The sequence below is a fragment of the Corynebacterium sp. ES2775-CONJ genome (assembly GCF_024814515.1).
In the GTDB taxonomy this organism is placed as follows: domain Bacteria; phylum Actinomycetota; class Actinomycetes; order Mycobacteriales; family Mycobacteriaceae; genus Corynebacterium.
In genome coordinates, this window is the sequence record NZ_JANUXT010000006.1 from 1 (window position 1) to 21,188 (window position 21,188).

14 protein-coding genes are annotated in these 21,188 nt (G+C 50.9%); all 14 read left to right on the plus strand.

All coding sequences use genetic code 11. The annotated features are described in order from the left end of the window. On the plus strand, positions 1 to 875 hold an 875-nt coding region (locus NXT01_RS07895; RefSeq protein WP_259079672.1), incomplete at its 5' end, for a hypothetical protein. A 148-nt stretch (positions 876 to 1,023) separates the two neighbouring features. Further along, positions 1,024 to 2,442: an Ig-like domain-containing protein gene (locus tag NXT01_RS07900; protein ID WP_259079674.1), complete on the plus strand. Its 1,419-nt coding sequence runs from the start codon at positions 1,024 to 1,026 to the stop codon at positions 2,440 to 2,442. Then, the gene (locus tag NXT01_RS07905) at positions 2,439 to 3,248 is read left to right on the plus strand and encodes a hypothetical protein (protein ID WP_259079676.1); all 810 of its coding nucleotides are present in this window, start codon (positions 2,439 to 2,441) and stop codon (positions 3,246 to 3,248) included. Before NXT01_RS07900 ends, NXT01_RS07905 begins: the two co-directional genes overlap by 4 nt. A 209-nt stretch (positions 3,249 to 3,457) precedes the next feature. Beyond that, positions 3,458 to 4,978 (plus strand): GTPase ObgE, encoded by a 1,521-nt coding sequence (gene obgE, locus NXT01_RS07910; protein WP_259079684.1) that lies wholly within the window; start codon positions 3,458 to 3,460, stop codon positions 4,976 to 4,978. Between the two features lie 9 nt (positions 4,979 to 4,987). After that, positions 4,988 to 6,115, plus strand: a complete 1,128-nt coding sequence (proB, locus tag NXT01_RS07915) for a glutamate 5-kinase (RefSeq protein WP_259079687.1) — start codon at positions 4,988 to 4,990, stop codon at positions 6,113 to 6,115. A 93-nt stretch (positions 6,116 to 6,208) separates the two neighbouring features. Then, positions 6,209 to 7,483: a glutamate-5-semialdehyde dehydrogenase gene (locus NXT01_RS07920; protein ID WP_259079689.1), complete on the plus strand. Its 1,275-nt coding sequence runs from the start codon at positions 6,209 to 6,211 to the stop codon at positions 7,481 to 7,483. A 9-nt stretch (positions 7,484 to 7,492) separates the two neighbouring features. Then, on the plus strand, positions 7,493 to 8,119 hold the full coding sequence (gene nadD, locus NXT01_RS07925; RefSeq protein WP_259079693.1) for a nicotinate-nucleotide adenylyltransferase: 627 nt from the start codon (positions 7,493 to 7,495) through the stop codon (positions 8,117 to 8,119). An 85-nt stretch (positions 8,120 to 8,204) separates the two neighbouring features. Beyond that, entirely contained in the window at positions 8,205 to 8,672 is a 468-nt protein-coding gene (gene rsfS, locus NXT01_RS07930; RefSeq protein ID WP_259079699.1) for a ribosome silencing factor, read from the plus strand. A gap of 55 nt (positions 8,673 to 8,727) precedes the next feature. Continuing rightward, complete coding sequence (locus tag NXT01_RS07935) at positions 8,728 to 9,483, plus strand: histidine phosphatase family protein (RefSeq protein WP_259079705.1); 756 nt, start codon at positions 8,728 to 8,730, stop codon at positions 9,481 to 9,483. A 93-nt stretch (positions 9,484 to 9,576) separates the two neighbouring features. Beyond that, a complete protein-coding gene (locus tag NXT01_RS07940; protein ID WP_259079712.1) occupies positions 9,577 to 10,374 on the plus strand; it encodes a DegV family protein in 798 nt (265 codons plus the stop codon). 910 nt (positions 10,375 to 11,284) lie between these two features. Continuing rightward, a complete protein-coding gene (locus tag NXT01_RS07945; RefSeq protein WP_259079715.1) occupies positions 11,285 to 13,105 on the plus strand; it encodes an ABC transporter ATP-binding protein in 1,821 nt (606 codons plus the stop codon). 6 nt (positions 13,106 to 13,111) lie between these two features. Further along, positions 13,112 to 14,863 carry an ABC transporter ATP-binding protein gene (locus NXT01_RS07950; protein WP_259079716.1) on the plus strand — a complete coding sequence of 584 codons (1,752 nt, stop codon included), beginning with the start codon at positions 13,112 to 13,114 and terminating at the stop codon, positions 14,861 to 14,863. 419 nt (positions 14,864 to 15,282) lie between these two features. Then, complete coding sequence (locus NXT01_RS07955) at positions 15,283 to 16,398, plus strand: hypothetical protein (protein WP_259079718.1); 1,116 nt, start codon at positions 15,283 to 15,285, stop codon at positions 16,396 to 16,398. 2,510 nt (positions 16,399 to 18,908) lie between these two features. Beyond that, positions 18,909 to 21,032, plus strand: a complete 2,124-nt coding sequence (locus NXT01_RS07960) for a DUF6119 family protein (protein ID WP_259079720.1) — start codon at positions 18,909 to 18,911, stop codon at positions 21,030 to 21,032. The last annotated feature ends 156 nt before the right edge of the window (positions 21,033 to 21,188 follow it).

The following is a 21,188-nucleotide window of genomic DNA, read 5'->3' on the forward strand; positions in this document are numbered from 1 at the left end:
TTGTGACTGTTGGTTCTGTGGAGTCTGTGGAGACGACGAGTGCTGATGGCGTAGTGAGTGTTACTGTGCCGCGTGGTCACGATGATGTTGTGGTGGTAGCTCGGGTCGGTTCGATTGAGTCGGCTCCTGTTGTTGTGAGTGCTGTGCCTGTTGTTCCTGCGAGTGTTGTGGGGTCTCAGGTGGAGTCTGCGGATTCGTCGGTTGTGACTTTTGTGGTGGCGGATAAAGATGGTGCGCCGCTTGCGGATCAAGAGGTTGTTGTGACTGTTGGTTCTGTGGAGTCTGTGGAGACGACGAGTGCTGATGGCGTAGTGAGTGTTACTGTGCCGCGTGGTCACGATGATGTTGTGGTGGTAGCTCGGGTCGGTTCGATTGAGTCGGCTCCCATGGTTGTTGCCGCACTGCCTGCACGTATCCCCGCATCGGTAACAGGAAAACAGGACGCGGCCGCTGATCCGGCGATCGTGACCTTCACCGTCACCGACGCCCAAAATCAACCCCTCGCAAATCAGGCAGTTACCATTACTGTTGGTGGGCTCAGCTTCACGGGACACACCAGTAATGATGGCATCGTTACCGTTGCAGTGACGAAGACCGAGCAACCTCAGGCAGTTCTTGCCACCATCGGTGATCTGCGTTCGGAGGTCATCACGGTTGCTCCACAGGATGCTGAAGCTCCGAGCAGTTCCGAGCTAGCGCCACCACAAGCATGGGAAATCATTGTGGGGATCATCTCAGGTCTCGCGATTGTGGGACTGATCGCAATGGCTATCAACCATGTGAAACTCATGTTACTTCCTCCAACAACCCCTCCATCGCCGCAAAAAGGCATCGCAAAACCAGCGACGATCTCGCCTCGGCTTGCTAACCACTAACTGCGTGTAGCCGCACAAAATCCCCCATGGTCGTGCGGCTACTTTCTCAGAGTAGTTTTTATCTCCCCTCTTTAAGAAGGGGAGAACAGAATCGATAACAACTTTATTCAATTAGGCCACTCGCGCGATGTGGCTGAGAGGATTTGCAGTGAAGAATTTAATAAAACTGGTGTCTGCAGTTGCAGCGCCAACCCTTGCCCTGAGTGCCTTGTCAGTGCCGCTGGCACCGGCGGCAGGGGCTAAAACCCAAACGGTGGCGGTTCCCTTTAAGTGTGATTTGAATACGGTTGGGTTGCCAGGAATTGCCCAAAGTTCCGCGCACGCGATTTCATCGGGATACTCGTTCTCACTCAGTGTTGAGGCCCCCGAGGCTGTGCTCAAGGGAGACACGTTCTCCTACACAGTCAAACCAGGATTTGTCGGCGCTAAAATGAAATCACAGCAAAGCGGCGCCACCATCTCCATCAGGGCCATGGAACAAGGCAGGCTGGAGATTCTCAAGCCTCAGAATGCCAACGTAGTCAATGTATCACTCAGTGGGGGTGATGCTGGGTTAGAAAAGCATGAAAGCAACCAGAGTATTCGGATCGACAAGGGTGTTCACTCTGACTCGCTGCAAGCTGGGGACCAGCAAGCTCTGAAGAAAGCCGTTCAGCGCGCAGGCTGGCTCGGTTCTGAAAACGGCAACCAAATTGGTTTTAACGTTCCAGAGGTCAGCTACGAAGTGACTGCCACTGAACTCGGGGATATCGACTTTAAATTCCCGCGTCCCGCACAGGATAAGCACCCATACCCTGGGGATGGACCATTTTTTACCTTCCTCATGGAGGCTAATCTCTCCCACCCCTTCCTGGGATCGAATGATTTTGTCGGCCTCATGCGCTGCAATATTGACACTAATAATGCGTTGCCCACAGTAAAGGTGCTCGATCCAGCGGAAGTTGGGAAAAATGTCGAGTCTTTAGAAATCACCCCAACACCGGCGCAGGGCTTTGCAAAAGAAACCTCCGAAGTGGTCTTTTCTGCAAAGGATGCGTCGGGTAATGGCGTGGCCAATGAACTCATAACAACAGTGATCGACGGAGTTGAAGACATAGGGCTGACCGATAATACGGGTCGGTATTCGCGCAGCTTCACCCCGGAAGCTCCCGGAACCGTCACAATCTCCGCCTCCATCGGCACCCGCCACGAGAAAACGATCGAGTACCAGGTAGGTGAGGCCTCTGGATCGGTGCTTTCAGAGATCTCTGGCACCCTTGAGTGCTCAACGACCTACAGCAGTGGCGATGCTAGTGGCCAGAGATATGTTACCCGAGGGCTCGACGGTATTCATGGTAGCGGAGCAGGGGTCAAAATCGAGCGCAACTTTGCGTTTACTGCAAATATTCAGCACCCAGAAGCTGTACGCCTCGGATCCCAGTTTGACTACCAGCTGCTCAATCCGACCCTGAAAGCTCCCGCTGAAACTAGTGGATCCAAGGCTCGTGAGAAGCTCACATCAAGCGCCTGGAATCGCGGGCGGTTCGCCGTGCAACTCCCTCGCAATGCAGAGGTCGGGGCCCAGTGAAAAAGGGAGACCTTCCCGGTGAGATTACTGTGAATAACAACGCAGTGACCATGGCTCTCGAAACAACCGATGACGTAGATACCAGCGATCTCGCGGCCATTTCGAGCAATAGCACGGGTGGGATCACGTCAATGACTGAGGGAGACGATCTCGTGCTTCGATTCCCTTCAGTATCTCTTCCTGTTACCGCTAATCAAGAAGGAAAAATTGCCTTTGCATTCCCCCAGGGGCCTGGTTTTGCCCCTGAAGATACATTGATCAGCTTTGCGGATGTCGGAGCTTTTCTCGCACCTGGCTTCTTTTTCGATTCCACGTATCCGGTAGCTGGTGTTGTCCGGTGCCATCCGACCACGTCCATGGAGCTGCCATCAGTATCCGTGCTCCCAGCCCTCGAGAGCTTAGATATCTCTGGGCCAGCACGTATAGAGGTCGGTTCCACAGCGGAGTTCGCCGTCACCGTTCGCGACTCTCAAGGGCCAGCGGTGGGCGAGCGCGTAGAAATCAACTATGGCGACACGACCATTGCGGGTCGTACCGACGACCAAGGCATCTATCGTTTCACCGTGGACACCGCCGAAATCGGCACCCTAACTGTGACAGCGACAGCAACGATGTTAACAAAGGCCACCACTCTGGAAGTTATCAGTGACCAACCAAATGAGGATCCTGAAGATTCAGAGCCCTCGAGCAGTACACCTACAGTAACGAAAGATAGCTGGATTTGGGTGTTAATTTCGATGTTCTCTACAATCCTCGCGGGATCCCTCGGGCTGCTCATTTTTAGTCACCTCCTCCCATTTGCCTAACAGACAAGATGGCCAAGCGCCGCCCTCATGTGCTCACAGTTCTATGAGAGCTTGACTATAGGGAAATAGCGGTGGGTAAGGAAGAGAACCTCCCTCTTCCTTACCCACTTTTTTCTTAGGGCTAAAGCGGTGAGATTTGCTAGAATCGAGGAGATCGAGGGCGCCGTTGAATACGCCCTCTCGCTTTTTTAAGGAAGGGTACGGCACTGATGGCTCGTTTCGTCGATCGGGTGGTTCTCCATCTCGCGGCTGGTGATGGGGGCAATGGCTGCGCCTCCATTCATCGGGAAAAATTCAAGCCTCTCGGGGGACCCGATGGCGGAAATGGTGGCCACGGTGGCGATATCATTTTGGAAGTCACTGCTCAGGTACACACTCTCCTAGATCTCCACTATCGTCCCCATATTAAAGCCCAACGTGGCGCTAACGGAGCCGGTGATCACCGCAATGGTGCCCGTGGAGAGGATCTTATTCTGGGAGTACCGGCGGGTACCGTTGTGCTCAATGATAAAGGTGAGACCCTTGCTGATCTGACTGCGGTGGGAATGCAATTCATCGCAGCCAAAGGTGGGGTCGGTGGCTTAGGTAATGCCGCGCTTGCCTCCCATGCACGCAAGGCCCCAGGGTTTGCCCTCAAGGGAGAGCCGGGCGAACAGCACGACGTCATACTAGAGCTAAAATCCATGGCGGATGTTGGTTTAGTTGGCTTTCCGTCGGCAGGTAAATCCTCGCTCATTTCCGTGATTTCTGCCGCCAAACCGAAGATTGGCGATTATCCTTTTACAACACTAGCTCCCAACCTCGGTGTTGTTGAGGTAGGCGATGAAACCATTACCATCGCAGACGTTCCAGGGCTGATTCCCGGCGCGTCGGCTGGCAAGGGCCTCGGCCTGGACTTCCTCCGACATATTGAGCGCACAGCAGTCCTCGCTCACGTTGTTGATACGGCAACTCTTGAGGCCGGTCGCGATCCCGCATCCGATATCGAGGCACTTGAAGCTGAATTAGCCGCCTACCAGTCGGCGCTTGATGAGGATATATCGCTGGGTGATCTTCGCGATCGCCCGCGTATCATTATCTTGAATAAGGCTGATATCCCCGAGGCTGAAGAGCTCGCTGAATTTGTTCGCGAAGACCTCGAGAAGCAGTTCGGGTGGCCCGTTTTTATTATCTCAGCCGTTGCCCGCAAGGGACTCGAGCCTCTTAAGTTCAAACTTCTCGAGATCGTCCAGCAGGCGCGCCGAGAGCGTCCGCGAGACGTTGAGCAACGAGTAGTTGTTCGTCCCCAGCCGCTCGAATCAAAGGGTCGAGGCCGCGGTAAAGTGAGGGAATTCCACGTTCACGAGGACCCCGACATCGAGGGCGGTTTTATTGTGACCGGTGAAAAACCTGAGCGTTGGATTGTTCAGACTGACTTTGAAAACGATGAAGCTGTGGGCTACCTTGCGGATCGACTGAACCGTATGGGCGTGGAAGATGCTCTCTATGAGGCTGGGGCTAAAGCCGGAGCCACAGTGTCTATCGGTCCCGTCTCCTTCGAGTGGGAACCCATGACCGCAGCCGGTGTGGACCCAACTCTTACCGGGCGCGGAACGGATATTCGGCTCGATCGTAATGAGCGTAAATCGGCAGCTGAACGTAAACGCGCCTCCCAGGTGCGTCGTGGTTTGATTGATGAATTCGACTACGGCGACGGTCAAGAAGCTGATCGTGACCGGTGGCAGGGGTAGCGCGTGGAGATGGCTGATACATCCGAAGCGATTCGCAAGCGCATCGCCCGAGCTAAACGCATTGTGGTAAAGATCGGTTCCTCATCACTCACAGGGCCCCACCACCGAGTTGATCCCTTGCGCATTGATGCCCTGGTAAACGCCATGCAGCAGCGCTTTGCACGGGGTACCGAAATTATTGTTGTTTCCTCTGGTGCAGTTGCCGCGGGTATGGGACCGCTGGGATTAGATACCCGACCCACAGATTTAGCCACCAAACAGGCAGTCGCTGCAGTCGGCCAAGTCCACCTCATGCATACCTGGGGCGCGTCATTTGCTCGCTTTGGGCAGACAATCGGGCAGGTCTTACTCACCGCTTCTGATGCGGGAAGCCGTGATCGCGCTCGTAATGCCCAGCAGACCATGGAGAAGCTATTGCGACTTGGAGTCGTTCCCATTGTCAATGAGAACGATACGGTGGCCACCACAGAAATGCGCTTCGGCGATAACGACCGACTCGCCGCCCTCGTTGCGCACCTTAGTCTTGCCGACGCCCTCTTCCTCCTCTCGGATGTTGATGGCCTCTATGATAAGAATCCAAGCGAAAACGGAGCCCGCTTTATTGACGCGGTGCGTGATGAACGCGACCTGAATGGTGTGATCGCAGGTGCTGGCGGTGCCGTGGGTACTGGTGGCATGGCTTCTAAGGTACAGGCGAGTCGTATAGCCACCAGAGGTGGGGTCCCGGTGCTTCTCTCTTCGGCAGCTTATATCGGTGATGCGCTCGATGACGCGGGTGTGGGAACCGTTTTCCATCCGCAGACGCATACTCTCTCGGCTTGGAAATCGTGGGCGCTCTACGCGGCTGATTCGGGTGGAACAATCCACATTGATGCGGGGGCAGTTGCAGCATTGTCAACGGGTAAAAGCTCCCTGCTGCCTGTAGGTATTACCCAGGTGGAAGGTATTTTTCACGCCGGTGAGATTGTTGATATCTTAGGCCCCCAGGGACAGCTCGTAGGGCGCGGCGAGGTGGCCTATGAATCGAGCGTCATTGAGTCGATTATGGGATTGCAAACCTGTCAGCTGGAAGAACGACGGCCGGTGATCCACGCCAATCACCTCTCGCTCGACGGCGCTATGATGGCCCAAGAGTAGTCGGCTGGAATATATCATCCTCAGCGCCTATCGATTCGCTAGGGGCTTTGAGGATCAACCGTTCTCGGCGGAGATCTACTACCATCGGTATTTATGAATTCCGATCACCCCGAAACCGAGCAGGTTGTTGCTCGTGCACGAGTCGCCCGGTCTTTGGCCCCTACCGTTGCTCGCCTCTCGACGGCGCGCAAGAATCACCTCCTTAACCAAGCAGCTCAGGCACTCGAGGATCATGCCGAGGATATTCTGCAAGCTAATGCTCGCGATATCACCGCCGGTCGCGAGCGTGGGATGTCTGATAACTTAATTGATCGACTCGCTCTTGATCGAAACCGCATAAAAGGCATGGCCGAGGGGCTGCGCCAAGTGGCCCGACTAAGAGACCCCGTCGGGGATATCGTTGCGGGTCGCGTGATGGAGAATGGAATGAAAATGCGCCAAGTGCGAGTCCCACTTGGCGTTATGGGAATGGTATACGAGGCGCGTCCAAATGTGACCGTTGACGCCTTTGGATTGGCGCTCAAATCTGGCAATGTGGCGCTGTTGCGCGGTTCGCGCTCCGCGGCATTCTCCAATCAGGCACTCGTGAACATTCTGCAGGATGCCGCCCGCGAACAGGGCCTACCGGCAGAGATCGTGCAGTTACTACCTTGTGATACCCATGACAGTGTCACAGCGCTTGTTACCGCTCGAGGCCTCGTGGACGTTGTTATTCCCCGCGGGGGTGCAGGGCTGATTAACGCCGTTGTCCACCAAGCTACAGTTCCTACCATCGAGACAGGAACCGGCAACTGTCATTTGTATATAGATTCCGAGTGTGATCTCGATCAGGCAATCGCGATTTTGATCAATGGAAAGACCCGCCGCACGAGTGTGTGTAATGCCACCGAAACAGTCCTTATCGATAAAGCCCTTAACGCCACCTCCACTCACCGCATTCTTTCAGCCCTTATTGAGGCGGGGGTAACGGTACACGGTGATACTGAGGAATTTCTTCCTCTTGGACTGAGCGAGATCATTCCGGCGACCCAGCAGGATTGGGAAGAGGAATACCTGTCGATGGATATCGCAGCGAAAATGGTTGCTGGTGTCAATGGTGCCATTGCCCATATACGGCAGTATTCCACTGGACATACCGAGGCAATCGCTACCACCAATATCATCACAGCTCAGCGCTTTGTTGACGAGGTTGATTCGGCCGCGGTTATGGTTAATGCTTCGACCGCTTTTACCGACGGCGAACAATACGGGATGGGTGCAGAAATCGGCATTTCCACTCAAAAACTGCACGCCAGAGGTCCCATGGCCTTGCCGGAACTGACCAGCACCAAATGGATCCTTGAGGGCAACGGACATATTAGGCCGTAGTGGAAGATCATGAAGAGCTACCAACACCAGCCTGAGAAAATCGGCATTATGGGGGGAACTTTTGACCCCATCCACCACGGACATTTAGTGGCAGCGAGTGAAGTTGCGGCGCGCTTTCATCTCGATCGCGTCATCTTTGTTCCGACCGGATGCCCGTGGCAAAAAACAGATCGAGTGGTTTCACCAGGCGAAGATCGCTATCTGATGACGGTGATCGCTACAGCTTCGAATCCTCGATTCGAGGTGAGTCGGGTTGATATTGACCGATCCGGACCGACCTACACCATCGACACCCTCAAGGATTTGCGCTCTCTCTATCCTAACGCTGAATTCTATTTCATTACGGGAGCCGATGCGCTGGCTAAGATCCTCAGTTGGCGGGAATGGGAAATGATCTTCCATCTCGCCACTTTCGTAGGCGTAACCCGACCTGGCTATCTGCTCGACGATGATATCCTCCCTCCGCGTTACCGCAAAAGAGTGGAGTTGGTGGAAATTCCTGCAATGGCTATCTCATCAACGGATTGTCGACAACGAACGCAAACCTCCAAACCCCTGTGGTACCTCGTACCCGATGGGGTGGTGCAATATATCCACAAGCATGGCCTCTACCGTGCTACCTCAGAACTCAAATGATCGAGGAATTTTTCTCTTCATCGGCTGATTCATGACAGAATACTTGTGAAGCTCTACACCACTGAAAAGGAACAAAAGGATTATAGTGACCGCGACCCACGATACTACCGCACTCGCAGCCACCGCTGCGGTGGCCGCTAACGAAAAACTTGCAACAAATATCGCCGTCATCGACGTCAGCGATGTCATGGCAATTACCGAGATTTTTCTTCTTGCTTCTGCAGATAACGAACGCCAAGTGCGCGCGATCGTCGAGGAGATCGAAGATGTCCTTTCCAACCAGGGCCACGAACCCAAGCGGCGTGAAGGAAATCGGGAGAATCGCTGGGTTTTGCTCGACTACGGTTCCTTTGTTATTCACGTCCAACGCAATACCGAACGTGATTTCTATGGACTCGATAGGCTCTATCGTGATTGCCCACTTATCGAGGTTGATGGGATTGATACGATGGAGCGTCCAACAGAATGGAATGATGACATCGACCTTCGGTCCGTGCAGTCCCTCGATGAGATTCCTTTGGTTGAAAACGACCCCGACGAGGAAGAATTGTAAACTCGAGCTGTAGAACCTAACCCCTGGTTGACTCTCTATATCGCGAGAATTTTATATGACACGTCGATTAATTCTGCTCCGGCACGGTGAAACATCGTATAACGCTTCTGGTCGCATGCAAGGCCACTTGGATACTGAGCTCTCGACTCGGGGCCGAGCGCAAGCTGCTCAGGTCGCCGCATTCTTGGAAACTGTCAAAATTTCTCGAATTATTTCCTCTGACCTTACTCGGGCGAGTGAAACCGCTCGGGCAGTCGGGGAGCGCCTCGGTGTTGAGGTCACCATAGATAATCGTTTGCGTGAGACCAATCTGGGTCAGTGGCAGGCCCGTTCTCATGCCGAGGTGGATCGGCAGTTCCCCGGATTACGTGCCTATTGGCGTCACGATCCAACCTGGGCTCCTCCTGGTGGTGAGTCACGGCTTGAGGTTGCACGTAGAGCACGACCGGTTGTTGATGAATTAATGCGCGAATTTGCTCTTTGGGATCAAGGCACCGTTTTATTGGTGGCTCACGGAGGTACCATTTCTGCTCTCACCTCACATCTTTTAGAGCTTGAAAGTCATCAGTACCCACTATTTTCAGGTCTAGGTAATACCTGTTGGGCTCAATTAACGGCTCGTCCTCGTTATAGCTCAGAAATTTCGGAGGATGATGCCGAGGATATTCGGCCAGAAGATCTCATCTTCACCCCAGATAACTGCCAGAATGCTCGATGGTACCTCGACGGGTGGAATATGGGAGTCTCTCTCGGGTATGAATCGATGGGAGCCGCCGGAAACGGAGAAGCTGGCCTTCTGGGAGGAGTTTAACCACCTCGGTAGCGCCCTATTGCTAGGCTCATAGGGGTTCCCACATTATTGGGTGCAACCGCTGGGTATAAATTTTGTGGAGAAAGGGAATCTATGCCAGTTCGTATCGTGACCGATTCTTCTGCGGGACTCCCACATCATGTTGTTGATGAACTCGATATCACTGTCATTGACCTCCATATTGTCAATAGCGACCACGACCAGTCCACGTCGGGCCTTAGTGCTTTGGAGCTAACAGCTCAGTATGCGCGCCAACTTGAGCGCGGAGGCGATGAGGGGGTTCTTGCCCTGCACCTATCGAAAGAACTCTCCTCAACATGGTCAGCTGCAGTAACCGCAGCTTCTATTTTTAACCAGAATGTTGCCGTGGTAGACACTCAAAGTATTGGCATGTCGGTCGGGGCGGCTGCGATGGCGGCGGCGCGGATCGCACAAGATGGCGCGCCCCTTCCCGAATGTATCGAATTGGCGGAAGATACTCTAGCACGTTCAGCTACCTGGTTATTTCTGCCGCGCATCGAGCAGATGTGGAAATCCGGGCGCATTAGTGCCGCTACCGCAATGCTATCAACCACCTTGGCAATCAAACCCATTCTGCAGGTACGTTCGGGTCGGATTGAGTTAGCAGCGAAGACTCGAACCCAAGCTAAAGCTTTGACAAAGCTTACCGAGCTGATAGTCCAACGCGCAGCGAATTTACCAGTCTTTATAGCTATACAGCAGCATGAGGCTAAGGATGCGGCGCGCTTGTTGGAAAAGCAACTAAGGGACAATCTCCCCAAGGGTTCGGCCATCATGATCACTGATATGGATCCAATACTAGCCGTCCATTGCGGGGTCGGTGCCGTGGGAGTATCCACGGTTTTCTCTCAAGCGCCAGACGATAACTAGTCAGTTTTGGAAGGTTTTTAAACTGCTGTGCTAGGTTCTACCAGGTTCTACCAGGCTCTATCAGGCTCTACCGGTCACTATCAGGCTCTATCAGGCGCAACCGTGGCAAGGGAAGGTCTCATTGCTATTACAACACAATCGATATGAAGGCAGACCTGCTGCGATCTAAGTATGGGTTCAATCGCTCGCCAGCGGTTCCTAGAGGAAAAAGTGCGAGCTCACCTCTAGCTTCGAAGACACGTGTGGGCACAATGAGAGTGGCCCTAGAGAAGTTGTAGGCAGCTCACCTATGCTGAACGAGGCTGAGCGCTGACTGCGGCGCGCTTTTGTCATCTGTATATGCGTGGTAGTGAGGTGGCGCTGCGCAGGTAGTAGCCATATTTCGCCGTCTTTTGGTCCCTCCCATCATGATTCGAACCTTCGGCGGGGGGCGGATGTCGCCCGGTGCCATACCAGCTGCCACGCCCAAGTGTTTCCTACCTGGAAGTCCGACGTTATAGTGCCAGAGGAATTCCTGAACGCCGCTATACCCTTCCTCGGGCCTCGAGTGCGCTGACAGGGATCCCAGCCCACCAGCCTTGGGTGACTCGATACCCGAACTGCCTAGATAGGAAGATAACCATTCTCTCAGGTATAGAAGGAAATCTTCATCTTATGGGAGCTGGTTGAGATAACTCGCAACGTATGACCGAATTTAAGGTGCCCGCCTCAGTCTCTTCCACACCTGAGACGGGGGAGCGAAGAGAGTGGTGTACCACTAATCCTTGCTTTATGGGGGAGTAGCGAGTTTACTGAAACTTACTCACAAGCTCAATTAGGTAAGCCTAAGAAAGCCAGGTAGTGGACATTGTCGTCAACCTCTTTCTAGATATTGCTACCCCCTTAGACTCCTCGCCGGAAGGGAATAATTATGGCGTCGACATCCACCATCAGCGCACCAGAGCGTGAAAAACTAAAGCGAGAGCGAGAAGAGGGAAAATCAGCCCTGAAAGAATTACTTCGGCCCATAGCTCTACGTCTAGGAATCGGTCGATTCTTAGCAATTATTGCGGGATTCCTGGCCATCGGCCCCTATATCGCATTGATCCAGGTGGGCGATACCCTCTACAGCGCCTATAGTCAGGATCTGCCGGTTGACGAGCAATCTGTATGGGCGAGTGTGTATCTCCTCGTGGGAATGTTCTGCGGGCGATTATTTTTTAACGCCATAGCCTTGGCCATTACCCACTTCGCCGATATTAGATTAGCCGCGATTATTCGTCAGCGTATTCTTGATCGAATCTCCAGCGCTCCTTTGGGATGGTTTTCAAAAACTAATGCCGGCAAAGTTCGCAAAGCATTGCAGGAAGATATCGGGCAGATCCACGCCTTGGTAGCACACCAACCGGTAGACGTCACCCAAGCCATTATTACTCCTGTCGCCCTTTTAATGCTGGCCTTTTTAATCGATTGGAGGCTAGGGCTGCTCACGGTTGCGAGCTTTCCTTTTTATATCGCAGCTAATATTTGGATGCTCAGCGGCATGGGCGAAAAAACCGTTGAGATGGACGCTCACCTAGGTCGCGTATCTGCCACCATGGTGGAATTCTTTACGGGAATCTCGGTGGTTAAGGCCTTTGGGGCGGTGGGACAATCCCATAAACGCTATCAAGATGCTGCCGATGATTTCTCTACGTTTTATCTAGCGTGGGTTACGCCTATGCTCAAAGGTTCTGCCATGGCGGCCGCCTCGATATCTATCCCCATTCTGATGGCAATCAATCTGGGTGGTGGCATCCTCATGATTCGAGCAGGCTGGGTGACTCCACCAGATGTACTGGCGACCACCCTCATCGCTCTGATGATTCCCAGTGCCATCACCGTATTGAGCAATATGATGTGGGCCTATCAATTAGCAGGCGCTGCTGCCCGTCGTCTGCTGATAACTCTCGACACTCCTATTCTTTCGTTCCCCAATACTAAGCTACAACCACGAGGAAACGAGATCCGCTTTGAAGACGTATCCTTCTCCTACGGTGAGCATATAGCGGCCAATCACGTGACCATGACTCTTCGCGAGGACACGGTAACGGCACTCATCGGTGCCAGTGGTTCTGGTAAGACTACTCTAGCCACCTTGGTTGCTCGATTTAATGATCCTGACTCAGGGAGGATCACCATCGGCGGTGTCGACGTGCGCGAACTATCCACACGGATGCTCTATGACACGGTCTCCTTCGTGCTACAAGATCCGCAACTCTTGAGAATCTCCGTGCGCGATAATATCGCCCTCGGCAGGCTCGAGGCCACAATGGAGGAAATCCGCGATGCAGCACACAAGGCGCATATTCTTGACACCATTGAGGCTCTCCCGAAGGGTTTTGACACTATCGTCGGAACGGACACTCATTTCTCCGGGGGCCAGGCTCAACGAATTGCCATCGCGCGAGCACTTTTAGTGGATGCCCCGATCCTCATCCTGGATGAGGCCACGGCATTTGCTGACCCCGAATCGGAAGCAGATATTCAGCAAGCGCTGACCACCTTAGTTAAGGGTAAAACGGTGCTAGTTATTGCGCATCGTCTGGAATCAATTGTAGGTGCTGATCAGATCATAGTCCTAGAACACGGCCATGTCGCAGCAGCGGGAAGTGCAAAGGACCTCCAAGGTCATCCGCTGTATCAGCAGTTACTGACCACATCTCAATCCGCCCACCTCAGGTCGCTGGAATCTCAGCGGAAAGGACATTAAGACGTTATGAAACCTCTCATTTTCTCTTTCTTTTCGCTGAGTAGCGTTTTTCTCACTGATCCTCGGTGTCTCTACCGCGCGATCATATCTAGCATTGCGATGGGAGTCCTCGAAGGGTTGTCGCTATTTCTTATTATTCCTGCTATTTACGCTTTATCAACAGATACTCCCGCCTGGGGGCTTAGTGCCTATGGCTGGCTAGTAGTATTCATACTCTCAGCGATCATAGCGGCTGTCTTGGGATATATCGATACCCGTCTTAGCTACGCAGCGGCCCTCGATATTGTTCAGAATATCCACCGGTCAATTGGTCATCAGGTAGCACGACTGCCGCTCGGATGGTTTCAGCAGCCAATAGCAGGTCGGCTGTCCCGCCTGGTCTCGGGCGAGCTCATGCTTACCTCTGAGATCTTCGCTCACCTCATGGGTCCTATTGCTGGGAAAATGGCAGCCATTGTTGTCATCTTGGTGTGCATGCTGGCATGGAATATCACCCTCGGAATCTTGCTAGCTGTCTCTATGTTGATATTTCTCGTCTTCGTCTATCTCTCCTCGGCAATTGGTCACTACGCTCACGCTCAGGCTGAACCTTTAGAAAAAGAGATCAGTGACCGCGTCGTAGAATTTACCCACTGCCAGCCGGCCCTACGCGCATGCGGTAGGAGTCAAGATTTCGCCCCCTTAACGGCGGCAACTACTCAGTGGCGGCAACGGAAGTCCCGCTTGCTGTGGTGGGAGTTTCTCGCTAATGCCTTAACTGGAAGTTTGACTCAAGTTGTGGTGGTGGCCCTTATGACGCTCATTGCACAACTCAGTTTGGACGGTTCCCTTAGCCCTATAGAAACCATTGCTTTTATGGGGGTAACACTGCGCTTTTCCCAGTTGTTGCTGATCCTTGCGGAAAGTTCTTTCGGTCTGGAATCCAGGCGTAGTAGCGCCGAAGCATTCTACGAGGTGCTCACCGCTGAAGCGCTGCCAGAACCTCGTGAGGATGCAGCGCAACCTACGCCGGGCAGTGTGGAATTTGAGCACGTGACCTTCTCCTATCTAGAAAATACTCCCGTGATCAAGAATGTTAGTTTCCTAGTTCCACCTCGGTCGATGGTAGCCCTAGTGGGGCCTTCCGGAAGTGGCAAAACGACAGAGGCACGGCTGATATCGAGGTTCTATGAAGTAGATTCCGGAGCGGTCAAAGTTGGCGGTGCGAATGTCAAGGAGTTAAAGACACACACCCTAATGTCGCAGCTATCGATGGTCTTTCAAGAAGTCTATCTTTTTGATGACACTCTGATCGCCAATATCAGGATCGGCCGGCCCACCGCTACCGATGATGAGGTCAAAGAGGCTGCCGCATTAGCCGGTGTGACCGAAATTGTGCGACGCCTTCCCAACGGATGGGAGAGCCCGGTCGGCGAGGGAGGTAAGTCTTTAAGTGGGGGCGAAAGGCAGCGCGTGGCCATAGCTCGCGCGCTGCTAAAAAATGCGCCCATCGTGCTTTTCGACGAAGCTACCAGCGCCCTCGATCCCGAAAATGAGGCAAATATCGTGGCGGCATTTGCCACATTGCGCGAAACCTCCACTGTCGTAGTTATCGCGCATAAATTAGACACCATTATGGGTGCGGATCAGATTGTGACGCTCAACGCTCAAGGCGAGATCGAGGATATCGGAACCCATGAGCAGTTATACGCTCGCACTGGGACCTACCGTGATTTCTGGGATAGCCGAGCGAAAGCCAAAGGGTGGCACCTAGCGTAGATACGCTTCTCCGTAAAAATATCGCTGTGCGCCCGCAAATTACTCACAGCTGACCGCGCACTTTTTCTAAACAGAGCGTTTTAGGCATAGCCCTCCAGACGCTCTGACAGACGTTCTTGCAACAGAGTTCCAGCACAGGTGGGTGAGGAGTCCCATCCAGAAACCAGCAGTGATCGGGAGAGCTCTTCGTTTAGGCACTGGGATGGTAGCTTCGATCCGGTTCGATACTGTGGGGGATCAGAGGTAGCAACGCGGCTAATTGGGTACAGGGACGGAAGTTATTCTTCAGCGGGGATCGACCCTCATCAATCTAATCCGATGGGGATTACCCCCATTACGGGCTTATCGAGGAGAAAAGTTCCAATTATGAATTAAATTAGGGATCGCGAATACATCCATTTTCTCTACCAAAGGTTGTTATGTCTCTTCCCTCCCGTCGATCCTTCTACCCAAGCCTCGTTGTGCTTGTCGGCCTCGTACTAAGCTCATGTTCTACACCATCTGATACCCCTCAAACCCAGGCGGTAGCTGACCTTGAAACTACCTCCAGCCCGCAACCAGCGTGCGAGAATCCACAGCTAGATCTTCTCGAAACTGAATTTGGGCTGTGGGGATCACCACAGAAAATAAATACCGAGACCGCAGGGAAAGACAATAACTATTGGTTGGAGACAGACGTTATTGATAACCACTTCGATCCATGCGCAGATTACTCTTATATCGTTATAGAAGGCCGACCACCTGAGTTTGTTGGTTCGCAACTTCCTCCCAAAAAGGCGGTGCTCTTCTTTGCTGGTGAGCACTTCATCCCCGGACAAGATATGCCTTTTATCAATGAGGTAAAAGATATCTCCCTTGATGGTGCTACCGCCACGGTTGATTACCAGAGCAAGATTATGTACAACGGTGAAACCTTTGATTATACAATAAACTACACGCTGAGCCCACAGGACGTGGTGGAAAAAGGCAGGCACGAGCCTACTGGCAATACCTCGAATATGATGCGCACTGATTTCCATCGCTCACCGCCACCCGGGGATAGCTTCAGCTATACCCGTCTCGGCAATATCTCCCACAAGCTCTATGATTACGAGGAAGATTGGGCTGGTTACTACGTCAATATACCTATCGGCGAGATCACCATGCGGTGCACACTTTTGAGCTCTTTCGATTATAACTTCACCGATCAGGTTGACTGCCTAGCCCCAGAACCCATCTTCCCACCAGTCGATACCCGCCGTGTGCCCGCCCCGCTAATATCTCCCGGCGAGAAAGGGTACTACTCGGTGAGTATGTCATTCTCGTACCCCACCGGTATCTATACCGACTACTTAAATCTCGGCAATGCTGACTCTTTTACTGATATGAAGGATGAAGCGATTACGAAGGTTGGCAATCTATTCTTCGATACTCGTGGAGATTCAGTGCGGATCACGGACTACCATATGGAATACGAAATAGGCCCTAATCTGGTCAGGGAAAATCCGGCAGACGAGGTCGATATGTCGCGGTGGCCTACTCATATGGATAATTAACAGAGCCTATAAGTCATACACTAGCTGAAGCTAGATGAAGTCTTTTCCAGTTCTTTACGTACGCTGCTATCTCAATTCAGGCGACAAGTGGCCCAGTTTCTATGAAATCTGAGCTTTACAGGATGGTTTAAATTCGGAATTCTGGGGTTTATGTGTTTCGATCCTAGGGGTCGGTAAAACGAGAGCAACTCATTACGATCAAATGCTGATATGGTCTTGAGTCGGCCAATAACTGTGCAGTCGTGATCAATGTGCTGTCGGTTTGACAACGCTACAACTTAAAATCCATATCAGTTCTGAGTGACGTGCTTGTGGTCTGAACCGTCGCTTTAAGGCAGCTAAAGGATATCGATTTCGATTTGACGTATCTCCCGAAAAATTTGTAACCACTCAGCGATTAGATCTTGCGAGCTGATTAACACTGCTTGCATTTTAGAATTTTAAGAAACACAAATTTTGTCTTATAGCTGATACCCAAGTCTTTGACTCCGTCTTGCTCAATGCTGTAGTTATATCTGAAGGCCGTAGCCGCTTGACCCTAAGACTCTAAATTCGAGTCTTGACCTGTACCAGGTAAACGCCGAAAACTCTACAAGGCTAGACCCGGATCCAATCGGAAGTAGAGCAGACTGTTAGTGATCAATAAGTTATGAAGATTTTCCCCTGCCCCGACTTGTCACACGCGAAAGAATGATTAACTCGTAAAAACTGCTAAATTCCTCTTCTTCAACTAGTTATGTGGGCAGATTTTTGTAAGCTCGATCATGGACCAATGCGACATTGACGGTGGGATTATCACCTAGTCCCGAAATAATAGTAACGCTCACAATTCCTATAACTGCGCCTGCTCAACCAATGGGTGGATTCGTTTTTGTTAGCTAACATCTCCGGCTGTCGTGTTCGCGCCTGCTGAATTCGGAGCATCTGAGCCTTTGAGTGCACTTACGCTATTAGAGGATAGTCTCCCAGGCCTTCGTTTTAATCAGTGATAGGCGTGGACTTTCCTGGTGTTGAGATGCACCACTGAGTCGAACTTCTGGTGAGCGCTAGAGAAACGCTGGTTCGAAGTACTCCATGAGAGGCGCCTTCGAGAGCGATTGAGGCTGCCTTTGTTGAGATTTAGTTAGCGATGCAAGTGGGGTGCTCCGGTTTTTGCAATCTGGGATTGATCTCGTCGGACATCTAGACTGGGTTAGTAATCAACCTCCACAGGTTGAGTCTCTGGCTGATAGCCTAGCATCCTCGAAGAGTTTAACGATCGTCGTTGACGAAAAATTCGAAGGCTGAGCTTTCTAGTAGTAACTGACTTTATTCCTAGTCGGTGCGATCGAATTACCGATTTGATCAGGTTGCTTGTAGGAAACGATCTCAACCGCAAAATCGCCGTTTCAACCTTAGGGTTGTAAATATGCGATTAGTAGTTGCGATACAAACAAAATTGCGCTGAGTGAAACTACCGTACTGACGATGATCTAGAGGGTTTCCGGTTGTGCTCTCGATCTCATTTCGGAAATTTAAAACCTGTTTATTTTTCGACCTCGTGCAAATGCTAAACTAAGAGCAGCAGACCGTTAGCAAAATTATGAAACCTCTGCCTTAAAACCACTGGTAATGATAATCTTCGCTCTGGCCATGATAAAAAGAGACCGAAGGCTGAGATGTGCGGACGAGCCCTGATCGAACAGGTTGCTGGGCGCCTTGTAGGATCCAAAACCGCAATCCAAAATCGCCCTATTTTCGATAGTGCCCTCAAAGTGTGAAAGTCATTACACGATGCTTCACTGAATAACTACTTTGTAACGTGGAAAGGTCAAGGAATGGCCGTGCACTGTCTCTGCTGATCTTTGATGAGACGACATGCAGGATACTTAGGGACTCCGCTACAGACCGGTGAGGCCAACACTAGGTTGTATCTCGTTTTTGCTTAGGTAAACTGGCAGAGCACTTCGTCGTCTGTTATGGAGTATGGAATTCGCTAATTTCAGCTGTGCGATCCAGACCTAGGCAATTTCCTGATTGTAGGGGCTCGGAGGATATCGGTATGCGGGCCGGCATTAGGGAATCCACAAAGGCCAAGAATGCTTGCTTAATACACGAGTTGGATCTAAGTACTATACAAACTGGATTTAGCCAGCTGGAGATGGTCTCCTCGAAGGTCAGAGGCTGTCGCTATTAGAGAACAGCCTTGAGGGTCATGCTTATCTCGTCGACCTAAAGCAGGTGACCTGCTGGGTTTGGGCGAGTTGGGATGGGTTATTCTACGGTAGCGTTCGACGCCTTTTCGTCATTGAAGCGCATTATGATCAGTGATACCTCGAGCCTATCCATTTTCGAGTGTTGGGCTCGGCGCAAAGCTAATTCATGCGCCGACTTCAAATGTGCGTTGCTATACTTGGGTAGTACTAAGTTATCCTTTCCTAACAAAAACTGCGATGTTCAGGTCTTTGTTGAGCGCTTTACTACTACAACTACTACACAACTCACCAACTCGGCTGCAAGGATGAACTAAATTGCAAGAAAATGAATCTTTCAATGTGAAACTGTATCGAATCGAGATCCGACAAGGGGAAGAACTAAAGGGTCTGCTGTCTCCCGTTGAAAGTGGAAGAGAACGACTTCTGAGACCTGGGAAGATTAGCGCGGAAAACGGGGCGAATGAGAGAGAGTGTCTTCTGGTCTACGAAGTTCTAAGAAAAGATAATGTTTTGTGGGCAGAGGTCGTGGGTTTATGGACTGATATCGGTATAAAAGAAAGTGAGAAGACGTTACGAAGTGCCTTGCTGATCCGCTCGCGAAAGGATAATTTCTGTTGGGCAATCTGCTGGGGATTCGGACGCTATCTATTGAGGTACGAGAGGATTAACTCTACCTTTGGTAGAGATTTGGCAATATATTCCACCAAAGTTAAAAGTTTAAATCAAATGAAAACCCTGCAGTTGGATTTGGCTAGACGGTCGGTCGAAACCAGATTCCCCGTCGGACGTGACGTGTATGAATTCGCTGTGAATCCACTAGGGCAGTATCTCCAAAAAATCTCAGGAAAGATATTAATAGAAGGTCTCAGCGTACATAAAGAATTTAGCGTACGTAAAGAATTTTCAGTGAGTGCGAGTAACTCGATAGATATGAAACTTGGTAGAACTCCAGAAAATCTACTAAAAGACTTAGATTTGATAGAGAAGAAGTTAGAGAAAATGCAGGAGGATTCTGTATCGGACAAAGGAAATTCAAATCTGCTTTCTCTGTTCCAGAAAATAAAGCTAGTTACTGACAAGAAAATAAAGGAAAAAGCTGATAAAAAACTGGTAGAACACTATCGACTTAAGAACCTAGATACCGAATTAAGTTTTAGCTTTTATGACCCATCTTTTAGTAGATGTCAATACACCGTGAAAGGCTCAAATGCGAAATTTGATCTAGATTATCCCTTGGAAAATAGAGACCTGAAGACGATTTTTGACAAGGTTTTAACCTCTTCCCTCACGTCCATAAAAATCGTTTCCGCGGGTGGCGGAGGGAAGAAAAAACCGATAAAAGATCTCATCCGGTCTTCACTGGTGTACGAAAAAAAAGAATATGATCTCAAGGACGGAAAGTGGCGCTGCAGCCTAGGCGGAGGGGAGGCTGACCACCCTCAATCGGTATTAAATTCAGAGTTAGCACATAAAATTTACGCGGGTGACGCCACGCCAACCTGGATTGAATCCCATGAAAACGAAGAAATTAGTAGGGTTATAGGGGTAGCTGAAAATTGGGAGTGTTCCGACTTTTCGAAGCTTAAAGATCTAGATATCAAACGTCTAATCGAATCACGTTTGGAATCAACCCTGGAGTTAACTGATATCGAGTTTTTAACCGAGTTTGGGGACGGTGATGGCGGTGATAGCGTTAAATACAAATTGAAAAATATATTAGCGTATACTTGCCAATTGGACGAGAAATATGGAGGAAAAAGACCTGACTTAATCCTTTTGGAAGGCAGATGGTATAGCGTCGACCAAGATCTCATTCAGAGATTGGACCAAACCATCGAAAGCTATATGAACTTACCGAAAAGCTACCAACTTCCTAAGCTCCAATTAGATAGCGACGATAAAGCTGAGTGTGAGGGGAGCTATAACAGGCGTATTGTGTCTAGTCTTAGTGAACAATCGGAGACTCCTATAGCGTCCGCGCTTCTGGATAAAAATTTAGTCATCCTAGGGTCTACCAGTAAATTTGAGATTTGTGACGTTTATATTGAAAAAGGTTGTTATGTACATACCAAGATTAGATCCGGTGCCGGCGAAATAAGTCATCTGTTCCGTCAGGGCGTAAACTCCGCTATCGCTTTACTAAACGATAAAGAGATATTCGCAAAAGCTGAAAAAATACTGAAAGAAAAATCGAAGTCACACATCAAGCTGTCTAAACCTCGGAAAGTTGTATTCGTAATCTTGCCTTACATCAAAAATAACGGAAGCAAGAACACGAATTCCCGTGAACGAAGTAGTGGTAAATTACAATCCCTTCCCCTTTTGGCCAAACTATCCCTCGTTAGTGCTGTCGAGGAACTCAGCAAGCTTGGTCTCAAGGTGGAGTTATATTTACCCGGTGTCGAAAGTGTTCAGAAGAGGATAGGAACGATAGGTTAGTGTCAAAGAAGGAACTGAGGTTAACCCTATCGGAGAAGAAATATGAGCATATTCGCATAGTAATTTTGAATATCTAATTTAACAGGTTTTTATTGTGCCCAAATACCGTCAGTCGTTGGAGGAGTTGCCACGATGCGCGACCCGGGATACCTTTTC